This window comes from Sulfitobacter noctilucicola (genome assembly GCF_000622385.1).
In the GTDB taxonomy this organism is placed as follows: Bacteria; Pseudomonadota; Alphaproteobacteria; order Rhodobacterales; family Rhodobacteraceae; genus Sulfitobacter; species Sulfitobacter noctilucicola.
The window spans coordinates 1,147,360-1,159,695 of the sequence record NZ_JASD01000008.1 but is presented as its reverse complement, the minus strand read 5'-3'; the positions used below and the strand labels follow the sequence as shown (position 1 = coordinate 1,159,695).

Sequence of the window (12,336 nt, the reverse complement as noted above, 5' to 3'; positions counted from 1 at the left end):
GAATAGTGTCCGCAAAGACAAAGGCCCCACCAGTTGAATACGCCTAAGACTGCGGCTTATCGTGGAACAGATCAGGGAACAAGATGGCGTCACCCTCTGCCATCGCGCTTGATGGCCGGACCTGCCACCCCGCATAGCGAGTGGCGTTAGATCGCCCGCAGCAAAAGACCACCCGCAAGGATTACGACGACAAGCCCGGCAAGAACCTCAACCATGGCAACAGCCCGTGCGAGATGGAGCGAGCCGCCAAGCCCTGCGAGCATGCCACCCCTTAGCGAACCCGCCGCAAGGCCAACCATAACGGTGACCAAGGCCGTGCCGAATGCCATCGCAAACGCACCCGCGATGCCCAGTTCGCCAATGCCCATCTGCCATGTGATGATCAGCACGAACAGCGCGCCGGTACAGGGCCGGATCGCGATGCCTGCGATAAGAACGAGCGCTTCACGCAAGGTCGAGACTTGATCCACCTCGTCCAAAGTGGGGCCGTGCTTGTGCCCACAACTGCTGCAAACATCCCCGTGTCCTTGATGATCGTGCCCGTGATGATCGTGATCGTGCACTTCCGATGCGGTGCTCTGCTGCCTCATCAGACTGCGCAGGCCACGCCACATGAGCCAAAGCCCGATGATCGCGATGGCACCGTAGCTTACAGGCGCCATTACCGCTTCGGTCCATTGGACCATCGTTTTGCGTCCAAGGTTGAGGACCAGCACACCGGCATAGACCAGTGCGACAGCCATAACTGCCTGGCCCAGCGACGCCGCCAAAGCGATAAGGGACAGGCGCACCATCGGCACCTGACGCGCGATGCCGTAACCCCCGATCAAAACCTTGCCGTGCCCCGGCCCTGCTGCATGGGCCAGTCCGTATGCAAAGCAGGCCGTCAGCAATGCCGTTACCGCACCGACTTCACCCGCGCGGGCCTGCCGCAAGGCACCCGCGATAGCATTCTGGAAATCCCGCTGTTGTCCTGCGGCCCAGAACCCCAGACGGTCGAAACCGCCCGCAAGCCAGAACCACCCCAGCAGCGCAAGAACGCAGAGCGCGGCAAAACTCAGGAAATATCGCATGTTACGACGACAGTGCTTGCCAGAAGAATACCGATATCCGGCATGTTCAGTTCATCAATACTTGCGTCTGCGTCCAGCGCGTTAAGCTGTTCACGCACCATCATCATATTAGCGTCCAAATCCGGCACCTCTATCCGCTGTCCGCAAATGTCGGCCCCTTCAATGCGAACCGGCAGCGTGATGTCATAGGCGGTATAGTAGGTCGGATCATAGGGGCGGATTTCGATCCTTTCGCCAACCACCTGCTCAGGGTCAATCTGGCGGACGTGGGTCGTCGTGATCCGTGCGTCCTCGTAAATCGCTGTGGCCTCTTGCGGACCCGAAAGCGCAAGCATGCGGTCACCCTGCATCACGACCAGATCACCGTTGAACCCGGGCGTCCATTGCATATCGAACCCTGTCAGGTTCGCTTTTTCTTCCGATGTGAGGATGCCGTCAAAGTCCGGATCAAGCTCGCGGTCTTCCATGATCAACAGCGAGTAGAATTCATCGTAGGCCCAGGTGATCTTGACCTCTGTCAGGCGTCCTTCCTGATCAAAGCGCAGATCGAGACCGGTATCGACAAAGATATGCGGATGCGCCGCCAATGGCTGCGCAATGGCCAATAAAAAGAGGGCGATAGCGAGGCGTTTCATCATTCTATCACTTATATCACCTGATCTGTCGCAACAAGATTGCAGATAACCGCAGGCGGCGGTTTGCCGCTACCGCAACTCAATACCGACGCTGGCGGAACGACCCTGTGCATCCACGACTGAAATGCGGGAAAAGCCCTGCTCCGTCAGCGGCAAAAGAGTTTCGCGGTGTCGTAAACCGGTAAGAACCGGCACCCCGTCTACGATCACACTCAAGGGCAAGGTACCGGATGCAATTTTCAGTGGTACGCCTTCATCGCCAAGTTTCAGTATTGCTTGATCCGGCGGGAACCGGACATGCGGGCTGTCGGGTGCTTTATCAAAAGCAGCGGTGCGGCTGCGGAAGCGCTGAAGCGGGACCGGCAGCTGGTTTGTGCTCAGCAAAAGTGTTTCGGCAGGCGGCGGCGGAAGGGCAACGGGGCGAGAGCCCAGACGGGCAAAAGCCTCGAACATCAATGGCGCGGCCATTTCTCCACCGAAGGCTCCCGGAACGGGTGTTCCGTCGGGACGGCCCAGCCATACTCCTACGACATGCTTACCATCGAACCCGATCGCCCATGCATCCCTGTGACCGTACGATGTCCCTGTCTTGTACCCGATATCCTTTTGCGACGGGGTAGCATATCCTGCGGGCGCAGGCATGCCCGCCAGAATATGCGAGACCTGCCAAGCAGCCTTGCGCGTCATGATCCGGCGCGGTGTACTTATGCCTGATTTCATATTGTGGCGAAGTTCAAACACCTGCCCACCTTGGGCCAGTCCGCCGTAAAGCTGTACCAGATCATTCAGCGAAATGCCGATTCCCCCCAAGCCGATGGCCAGCCCGGCGGCACCTCCTGGCAAGGCAGGCTGTGCACCGCCCTTGCGCATGAGGGCCATCAGACGGGTCGGCCCCAGTTCATCTAACAAGAGCAGTGGAGGGATATTGAGCGACAGCTGCAAAGCTTCGCGCACCGTTACAGCCCCTCTGAAAACACCGTCAAAATTTTGCGGGGCATAGCGGCCAAAGGAGGTCGGAATATCATCAATCAGGCTTTCCGGATGTACCAACCCCTGGTCGAAGGCCAGCCCGTAGATGAAGGGCTTGAGCGTCGAACCGGGTGATCTTTTGGCGCGGGTCATGTCCACAAAGCCGAGCGCCCCGTTGTGCGCTGAGTAGGAACCGGACCCGACTGACGCCAGCACGGTGCCGGTTTGATGCTCTGCGACGACGATGCTCACCGAGACGCCTCTCGTCTGTCTCGACATGGCGCGGGTAGCAATGTCTTCGACCTGTCGCTGCAGGCCTGCATCAAGCGTCAGGTCGTGGTACCGCGTCAGCGGATCGCTGTTGCGAACAAGGTCGGTAAGATGTGGCGCAAGCCGTACAAACGGACGCATCCGCCTTGGGAGCGCCGCGTGATATATCGGAGCAGGCGACCCGACCCGCGCCAGAACACGATCACGCGCTTTGCGTGCTGCATCCGGATGCCTGTCGGGACGGCGGGTTTCTGGCGATTGGGGCAAAGCAACCAACAAGGCGGCCTCAGCCTTGTTCAGCCGCGACGGCTCTTTTCCGAACCACGCCAGTGCACCGGCGCGGACACCTTCAACAGGACCGCCATAGGGCGCGTGGAGAAGGTACAGCTTCAAGATATCCGATTTCGTCAACCGCCGCTCAAGCGCAAGCGCCAACCGCACCTGCCGCAGCTTTCCGGTCCAGCGCCCTGTGCCGGAATTCTCAAGCAGGCGGGCCACCTGCATGGTCAGGGTCGAACCGCCCGAGACAATTTCACCGGCCATAAGAGCCTGAATCGCGGCACGTATTGCCGCCCGCAAGTCGACACCGTTGTGAGCGTAGAACCGTTTGTCCTCGTAGGCGATCAGCATCGACACAAATTCGGGGTCCACCAATTCCGGCTCAACTGCCAGTCTCACCCGCCCGCCCTCAACCGCAAAGATGCGCAACAAATCACCGTCCCTGTCACGCACCTCGACCGAGGTATCGGCGTACATCGGCGGCAGAACCGTGTGATCGATCCATTGATCCACCCTGTCGCGCAGGGCCGCGCCGGACCAGAGCAAGGTCACAAGGATAAAGGGCGCTAAGCGGCGCATTAGGGCGTGATCCTGACCTGACTTGCTGCCGTATTGGCACGATATTCAGGGCGATACATGTCGGCGACCGTCGCGGCAGGCTTGTGGTAGATGCCGGGCGTGACAGCCCGGACAACATAGGCCAAACGAAACGGCTCCGCATTACGGTGGTTCACCGCTGCGATAAAGCGGTCAGCGCGGAATTCCGTCATTTCGGCATCAGCCGTTACCAGCCAATCAAGTGCTGCAATATCTCCGCTGCGCAGCAGGTTGGGGTTATCGATTTCATATCCTGCAGCCAGAGGATCTTCGATAATCAGCCGTGCACCGATAGCTTCAAATGGCGTGACCTCGATCACGATGACGTGCCGGTCACCGGCAACAGCTGATCCGCTGACCGCTGCGCCGTCCATCGTGTAGACACTGCGCGTGATCTTGTAGCCATAACCGTTGGCATCAGGGGCCACTTCGGGGACGCCATAGGTTGTCATCGTCACATCAACCGGGGTGCTTCCGGTATTCCGAATGTCTGAGAACGCGCCGCTTGTATCATCCAGACGTTTGACGATAGGTCCTTCTGCTGGCTTTCCATCCACCTGCAGAGTCGATTTGTTATCTGACGAGGACAAGGCGTGCGCAGCAAGAAGGACCTGCGCGGCCTCTTGCGTCGACAGGCTGCGCGAAGTGCCATGCAAGGCACTGATTAGATCGGGGCGGTTTATCGCCTCGCTGCCTGCTTCCACCGCCAATTTCAGCACAGCAGCCCTGTCGCGGAGAGGGCTACCGAAATCTGTCCGCCAGCCGTCGGTGTTTAACGGGGTTTTCAGCAGCGATGCAGAGCGGCGGAACAGCTCATCAGCACGGATTTGATCGCCATAAGCTGCGAGCGCGGCACCCAGTTGCGCCAGTGCCATGGGTGTACCGAAAGCCTCTGCTTTGGTGTCCGCATAGTAACGCAGATCGCCCATGTTCGCGGCCCCCTCCTGCGCGAGAACCAGCAGCGCATAAGCGATATCTTCGCCGCCTTTGTCGAAATCAGGGGCGTAGCTGATCCGGTTGCGCAGATTATCCATGGCAAGGCTGAACGCCAGATCGGGCACGTCATAGCCTACGTCGCGGGCACGTGACAGGAAGTCGGCCACATAAGCGTCAAGCCAGAACTCGCCGGACTGTGCCTGCCACATCCCAAATGATCCGTTACTCGATTGCCGCGCCAGCACCCGCGATATTGCCTGATCGATGCGCGACCGGATATCAGCAGATGCACCAAGTCCAGCCGCCTGAGCGGTGGCACTGAGGTAGAGCAATGGCATGGCCCCCGATGTCACCTGTTCGGTGCAGCCATACGGGTAACGGTCCAGTTGCATCAGCAACCCGGGTACATCAAAACGTGCCAACGGACCAGCAGTGAGCGTGGCCGTAGAGGTGCCAAGCCGAAGACCCGCAAAGACATTGCCGTCAAAGGTAAACGTTTCGCCCGCACCGAGTTTGAATTGACGTGTTGTGGCGACTTGGGGATCGTTATCGCGCACCGGCACCGTTAGTTCCTTGCGCAATTCTGTGCCGTCGGACGTGGTCAGAACGACCGTGATCTGATGATCGCCAATCTCTCGCGCAGCCAATGGTATTTCCAGCCTCAGCTTTTTCTCGCCCTCCAGCGAGACTGAGAACGGATAGTCCCCCATCGCGAGCCCAGCGTCCGCATATAGCTCAAGCTTTGCGTCCCCTCCGGCGTTTTGCGCATCGACAAGTTCCAGCAGCAGGCGGCTGTTGTCACCGGGTGCCAAAAACCGTGGCAGTGACGCAGTGACGACTACGGGGTCCTGGGCCACGACATCACGCGATGTATCCCCTACCGATGTCGCGGTCCATGCAATCGCCATCAGTTTGATTGTGCCGTTAAAAGCCGGTTTGGGAATTTCGACCTCGGCGCGGCCATCCGGCCCCACAGGAATAGGACCGCTGAAATGGGCCATCAACTTTTCTGTCGGAGGCGCTGATTGAACTTGTACTGCCGCCGCCGCATCGCCGCCCGAGCGCACGCTTCCCATCGCGCCATTCATCCCGTCAATCAATCGACCGTAAATGTCGCGGATTTCGACACCCAACCGGCGCTGGCCAAAGTAATGATCTGTGACATCAGGTGCCTGAAATCCCGTGAGGTTCAAGATGCCCACATCAACCGCAGCCAGCGTGACATAGCCTGTTTGTCCCTCCGTGATGCCATCCACCAAAACAGATGCGTTCAAAGTGCCCACCTGCCCGTCGATGACATCTGGCGCTTCGATGCTGACCGACAGCTCTTTCGCCCCTGGCAAAACCTTTGCATGAACAAGGCCCAGTTGGCGTGACGGGTTTTGTGCATCGGCCACATCCATACCCCGCAGAACGGACGCCGTAATGTACGCACCGGTCCCCCAATCCTCTGTCACGTCTAGATCCAGCGTATTCTCACCAGCGGCAACCGGCACTGTCCGGCGCTCTATCACGCGGTTGGACAGGACGGATATCAATGCGACCCCGTCACCTTCAGCCATTAGGCGCAAGGTGGCCGTATCACCGGTCGCAAAGGTGTCGGCGTTCAACGACATCTCAAGCCGGTCGGGGGTATCGGTTGCCCCGTCACCACCGTACCATCCGGAATTGAAGGCGACCGAAGACGCCGCATAGGGGCTGCCGATCCGTTCGACCACAAGTTCGTAGGCACCCCATTCGGTCGGTGCCGTAACGCGCAGCGGCGTGTCATCGTAATTCAGTTCACCTGTAGCGACACGAATCCGGCGCGTAACCGGCTCCCACTCCCAGTTGCCATAAAGCTCATACCACTGATACCTCGTCTCGACCTTGTTCACTGTCCATCGCAGCGGCATCGGGGTGGTTGTTCGGTCCGGTCCGACAGCAACCACCTCAAAGGCAGCTTCTGCCCCTTCCAGCAGCACATCATCGAACAGTGGCTTGATGCCGATCAGGGCGGCATCTGTGGCGACAGGTGCGGTGATCCGGCGCTCCACCGGTCGGCCAGACCCTTCGGCAACGCGCAGGATGCTGACCGCTTCAATAGGGGTATCGGGGGCTTCATCAAGGGGCGACAGCGGAAGCGAAAGGGCGGCGCGGCCTTTGCCGTCCGTCACTGCCGCATCTATGCCGCGTGTGAGCGTACGAAACGCTGTGTCGTGGCGACCGAACCGGAAGCCGTCCCAACCGTCAACACGACGGGTCGAGCGCAGGCGCAACTCTCCGTCAACGGACAGTCCTGCCCCCGGTGCGCCGAAAAGATAGCGAACATCGACAGCCAAATCCGAGCTTTGCCCGAACCTAAGCGGTGCATCCGGCAAGGTGGCGTCGAAATCGATGCGTTCAGGCAAGAAATCCTCGACCAGAACGGTCTGGCTGGCCAGCGGTGCCGCATTCAGGTCCGATTTGATATCAAGCCGCCATGCACCGCGCGGGATATCATGTCCCAAAGGCACTGCGAACACATGGCCGCCCGCTTGCGAACCAGCGCTTAGCTGGCGGCTGTATTCGACACCATCGGGTCGTGACAGGATAGCCGTCACCGGCAACTCGATCAGCCCTTCGGCCTTGGCGGAACGGGTGAGCGCAGTGGCATAGATGGTTTCGCCCACACGATACGCCCCTCGGTCGGTGGTGAGAAATGTATCAATTGCAGGTGCGGGTGGGTGCCCCTCCACCCCCCTGTCAGACAGATCGAATGCAGGGTCTGTAAGCGGCAGGAAGGCAATGTCGCTATTTCCATCCTGTGCCATCAGCAGCGCGGACTGGGCCGCACCGTCCCCACGCGACAGGCCAGCTGGAAACTGCGCGAACCCGCTTTCATCTGTTGTTGCGGTACCCAAGACGGCATTGGCTCGGCTGATCAGGCTGACCTTGATACCTGCGCGCGGTGACGTTGTTGCAAGACTGCGTGCTGCCACCGTCATACCGTCAACACCCGACAAGGTGCTCAGTCCCAGATCGGACAGGATGAACCACTGCATCGCGGCAGGTGTTTCGTACCGGTCCTGCCCCGGAACGCTTGCGCTCAACACATAGATACCAGCGGGTTCGCCCGACAACGCATCTGCCAGCGGCAACCGCGTTGTCATTTCCACGTTGAGCGTATTCTGGACGGTTGCCTGACCTTTCCAGAATTCCTGCGCCATATCACTGGAAAACCGGTCATCCTCATAAGCACTCAGTGGCCGCCCGAAGTAGCTTTCGCGGATGGCCCGCACGAGGTTGCGGTCGCTCACGCGACGCAGGCTCAGATCAAGCGTGTCAATGTTGATGGTCTCAATCGGAAGCGCCGTTTCTGCGCCACGCGGCAGCACATAAGACCGTCCGGCAAAACGCACAAACGGGGCGCGGTCGCGCACATAAATAGACAGGTCCACATCCTTGTGCAGCACTTCGCCGCTGATGCCGGGCAGGCCCGCACGGAAGGTGATGGTGTAGCGGGCACCATGTTCTACCCCGTCAATACAAAGCTGGCTTTCGTCGGGCTGCACAACGAGCCCACGTGCTTGGGTCCGTATGAACGGCTCATAATCAGCGCCGGTCTGAATAAGCGGTTCAGAGAATTCGGCGCAGATGCGGGGTTCTGCCGCGTTGTTGTCAACGCGGTGTCCGGTGATGCGAAATCCGTATTTACCAATAGCATCGTCAAGGCTCGCTTGTACGTCCACCCGCTGATCTATGGTCAAAGCAAGCCGCAACGCCGGGATCATATCGCGGCCCCGATTGTTGAGTTGGAGCGCGGATGCCAGTAGGCGAAGGGCATCTATGCGGACACCGTCGCGGTCCGCCCGCAGATAGGCATTTGTTGCCGCAGACAACGCTTCGGCGCGTATGCGCGTACGCTCCGCATTGTTCCCCTCGGCCGCACGGATCAGTGCAAAACGCGCATACGCGGTCCACAGGTCAGCACGGTCCGACAGTGCAACAGCCTTACCGGCCCAGCGCATAGCGTCATTGGTATCACCCGATTGCCCGGCCGACCGCATCGCGGCAATCAGATCATCGATAAGGTCATCTGAAAACGAGTACCGCTGCGAATTGGTCGCGACAAAACGGCGGGCTTGGGCAAAGTCTTCGGCAGGTAGAAATGCAAGCTCTGCTATCCGGTCCGGCTCGGCGTCCAATACCTCGGAGGACGTTGCGATTTTGGTGGCCGATATGGCTCCCTCGTAAGAGGAACGCTCCGTGATAGCTGATTTCGGGAAGCATGCCTTGCTGCGTGTATTGAACGTAAAAGCAACACAATCGGTCTGCGCAGAGCATGCGCGAACGCAGGATGCCTGATCCGTATCAAAAAGGTTGGTCAGATCCGCACCATAAAAATCGACATCCCGTGAAAAGAGATAGCGATGATCAGGAACGGCGTTCTCTGCCGACGCCAGTCCACATATGGATAAAACCGAAATGCACGCCAAAAAGACTGTGCGCCAGCGGCAAAAATAACCACGCATCCGAAATCTCCTTTTTGAATGGGATTAGCCTGCCATGTGCCCTGCCATGCGGCAAGGCTTTGCTTCAGGATACGCACCCGCAGGTTCCTTAAGCCAATATTCACGCTGTTCATTCAGGGTCGCGCCAGAACACCATCCTGACGGAGCGGCGGATGAGCCTTGCCAGCAAACTCACTGAGGAACGGCGCAACCGGCTTGCGGCGGAGCGTTTGCTTGAGCTGAAACAGGCCGAACTTTTTGCGGCCAACCGGAAACTGGGGACACGTGCGCAGCAGTTGAGCGAAGAAATCGTCGAAACGCGCGCGCAGGTGGAGACGATTCGCGGCGAAAACCTGCGCGTGAAATCCGATTTGAGCGCCGCGAACCAGAAGATCGCAATTGCAGAGCGCCGCCTGTGGCATTCGATTGAGACAATCAATGACGGGTTCGCCTTCTTCAACGCTGACAACGAAATGATCATGGCAAACCGCGCCTACATGCGCATTTTCGATGGCCTCGAAGTGATTGGTCCGGGCGTGAATTATGTGACGATCCTGCAAATGCTCACCGATGAAGGGATTGTGAATACCGGTGACATGGGACCCGCAGAATGGCGGAACATGATGGCGGAACGGATACAGCAGGAGATGCCGGAGCCGATAACCATCCAGCTGTGGAACAGGGGCTATATTAAATTGATCGACCAGCGCGGGCCGGAGGGGGACATGGTCTCGCTTGGTCTGGATATCACTGAAACGGTCAAATACGAGAAGGATCTCAAGGAAGCACGTGCCATCGCGGAGGGCGCGAACAGAGCCAAATCCGCTTTCCTTGCGAATATGTCCCATGAGATCAGAACACCCATGAATGGCGTGATCGGCATGGCAGAATTGCTTCAGGACAGCGCGCTGGACGATGAACAGCACCTGTTCGTGCAAACGATCAAGAATTCAGGTGAGGCGCTTTTGGTCATCATCAATGACGTGCTGGACTATTCCAAGATCGAAGCGAACAAGCTTGAGCTGCACAATGCGCCTTTCGATCTGGAACGGGCCATCCTGGAGGTCTTGATGCTGCTCCAGTCCAATGCCCACAACAAGGGGCTGTCGTTGTTGATGGACTACGACATGTTCTTGCCCACCCAGATGATCGGGGATGCCGGCCGCTTGCGACAGGTGATGACCAATCTGATCGGGAACGCAGTAAAATTCACCACCAAGGGCCATGTGTTGGTGCGGGTTACCGGTGTGACCGACACGCAGAATCAGCGTTTGCGCCTGCACGTCAGCATAGAGGATACCGGCATCGGCATTCCTGCTGACATGGTCGATCACATCTTTGGTGAATTCAACCAAGTGGAAAATGAACGCAACCGCCAGTTTGACGGGACAGGACTGGGGCTTGCGATATCGCAACGTCTTGTCGAACTCATGGGCGGGCAAATCTGGGTCACGTCAGAGGATGGTGCCGGTTCTTGTTTCGGCTTCAGGTTGGATATGGCTCTGACGGATAACTCCAATCCGCCAGTATGGTCGCGCCCCCCAGCCTTGCGTCACACAGTGGTCGTCGCCCCGCCAAATATCAATCGCAGTGTTATAGAACGGCAGATCACTCAATTGGGCAGTCGCGTCACGCTCTGCGATACCGCGACAGAGGCACTGGCACTGCTTGCAGGTCAGGTTGATCTGTTGCTGGTGCAGGAAAATGAAGCCCGCGATACGCTGACCCAATTGGATGCGCAAGGCGTTGATGTTCCGGTTATCATTCTAAGCCTAACGCCGGAGACAGCGCTGTATCACCATTGGGATATGGTAAAGGGCGTATTGCATGACCTGCCCGCCCGACAGGACTTGATGGCATTGCTCAGCGAGATTGAATTCGCCGTTCCACCTGAAAGGTCCGATGCGCCCCTTTCACAACCTGAAAACGGACGCCGGATGCGTATTCTGGCTGCTGAGGACAATAAGACAAACCAGCTGGTGTTTCGAAAGATGATAAAGTCGTTGAACGTTAATTTGACCTTTGCCAATAACGGCGAGGAAGCCGTTGCCCTGTTTCAGGCGCTTCACCCTGACCTTGTCTTTATGGATATCTCAATGCCAAAGATGGACGGAAAGGATGCCACGCTTGCAATTCGCCGGAGCGAGGGGGATCGGCACACGCCAATCGTTGCTTTAACGGCCCATGCGATGGAAGGCGACGACACCGATATTCTGGCATCGGGCCTTGACCACTACCTGACGAAACCGCTGCGCAAGCAGTTGATCTTTGACCAGATCGAAAAGGCGTTTGATCCCGATGAAATGGCCCCTCTCGCCCTCCCTCAGGGAGATGGATAGTCGCGCAGAAATACAGGTTTTTGCGGCGTTGAGAGTTCGGCATTCCACGTGTAGCCGCCAACGTTGAATTCGCGGATGTCATCCGGATCGTTTAAGCGGTTTTGTACAATATAGCGGGCCATGGCACCGCGTGCTTTCTTGGCAAAGAAACTGACAATTTTCGGGCCCTTGCCGTCGTGTTTGTCTTCCATAAACTGCGGGGTCACGACGTTGAGTTTTAGCGCCTTCGGCGCAACTGCTCCGAAATACTCCTGACTGGCGCAGTTTATCAACGTATCGCTTCCGGTCTGCTCCGCCTGCGCATTTAGTGCCTTGGATAGATCATCACGCCAGTATTCATAAAGCGTTTTACCGCGGCGGGTCTTCAGCTTGCTGCCCATTTCAAGACGGTACGGCTGGATCGCATCCAAGGGACGCAGCACGCCGTAGAGGCCCGAAAGAATGCGCAGGTGGTCCTGTGCCCAAGCCATTTCGTCGTCGTCCAGACTAGCGGCTTCCAAACCTTGATAGGTGTCGCCCGCAAAGGCCAAGGCTGCAGGTCTGGTAATAGTGGATTCCGGTGATGCCTCAAATGCCTGAAAGCGGTCCCGGTTCAGGCGCGCAAGATCATCACTTAGCCCCATCAGATCTTTGAGATCGCCCAGCGTCAGGTTTCGGGCCGTCTTGGCCAAGCGAATGGCATCATCCTGAAAATCAGGCTGCGTCACCGGCGTATCTTTGGGAGACCAATCAAGCTTTTTGGCAGGCGAAATTACGACCAGCATCA

At 58.1% G+C, this 12,336-nt stretch carries 6 protein-coding genes; 1 reads left to right on the top strand and 5 read right to left on the bottom strand.

Features of this window, described 5'->3' with window-relative positions:
* Positions 1-146: 146 nt before the first annotated feature.
* The 4 genes from Z946_RS0109400 to Z946_RS0109385 all read right to left on the bottom strand — a co-directional run bounded on the left by Z946_RS0109400 (position 147) and on the right by Z946_RS0109385 (position 9,252).
* A complete protein-coding gene (locus Z946_RS0109400; protein WP_025055483.1) occupies positions 147-1,073 on the bottom strand; it encodes a nickel/cobalt transporter in 927 nt (308 codons plus the stop codon).
* Positions 1,058-1,708 carry a DUF1007 family protein gene (locus Z946_RS0109395; protein ID WP_025055482.1) on the bottom strand — a complete coding sequence of 217 codons (651 nt, stop codon included), beginning with the start codon at positions 1,706-1,708 and terminating at the stop codon, positions 1,058-1,060. Before Z946_RS0109395 ends, Z946_RS0109400 begins: the two co-directional genes overlap by 16 nt.
* Positions 1,709-1,777: 69 nt before the next feature.
* Positions 1,778-3,805 carry a penicillin-binding protein 1C gene (gene pbpC, locus Z946_RS0109390; RefSeq protein ID WP_025055481.1) on the bottom strand — a complete coding sequence of 676 codons (2,028 nt, stop codon included), beginning with the start codon at positions 3,803-3,805 and terminating at the stop codon, positions 1,778-1,780.
* On the bottom strand, positions 3,805-9,252 hold the full coding sequence (locus Z946_RS0109385) for an alpha-2-macroglobulin family protein (protein ID WP_025055480.1): 5,448 nt from the start codon (positions 9,250-9,252) through the stop codon (positions 3,805-3,807). Before Z946_RS0109385 ends, pbpC begins: the two co-directional genes overlap by 1 nt.
* A 152-nt stretch (positions 9,253-9,404) precedes the next feature.
* Between Z946_RS0109385 and Z946_RS0109380 the strand changes: the two genes are divergently transcribed.
* Positions 9,405-11,570: an ATP-binding protein gene (locus tag Z946_RS0109380; protein ID WP_025055479.1), complete on the top strand. Its 2,166-nt coding sequence runs from the start codon at positions 9,405-9,407 to the stop codon at positions 11,568-11,570.
* Here Z946_RS0109380 and yaaA read toward each other — a convergent pair.
* Positions 11,555-12,334, bottom strand: coding sequence for a peroxide stress protein YaaA (gene yaaA / locus Z946_RS0109375; protein WP_025055478.1), 780 nt, complete (start codon positions 12,332-12,334; stop codon positions 11,555-11,557). The two genes, Z946_RS0109380 and yaaA, sit on opposite strands and share 16 nt — an antisense overlap.
* Between the last annotated feature and the right edge of the window lie 2 nt (positions 12,335-12,336).

Coding starts and splice junctions, on each gene's coding strand:
- Z946_RS0109400 (WP_025055483.1), bottom strand. CDS start 1,073: ATGCGATATTTCCTGAGTTTTGCCGCGCTCTGCGTTCTTGCGCTGCTG.
- Z946_RS0109395 (WP_025055482.1), bottom strand. CDS start 1,708: ATGAAACGCCTCGCTATCGCCCTCTTTTTATTGGCCATTGCGCAGCCA.
- pbpC (WP_025055481.1), bottom strand. CDS start 3,805: ATGCGCCGCTTAGCGCCCTTTATCCTTGTGACCTTGCTCTGGTCCGGC.
- Z946_RS0109385 (WP_025055480.1), bottom strand. CDS start 9,252: ATGCGTGGTTATTTTTGCCGCTGGCGCACAGTCTTTTTGGCGTGCATT.
- Z946_RS0109380 (WP_025055479.1), top strand. CDS start 9,405: ATGAGCCTTGCCAGCAAACTCACTGAGGAACGGCGCAACCGGCTTGCG.
- yaaA (WP_025055478.1), bottom strand. CDS start 12,334: ATGCTGGTCGTAATTTCGCCTGCCAAAAAGCTTGATTGGTCTCCCAAA.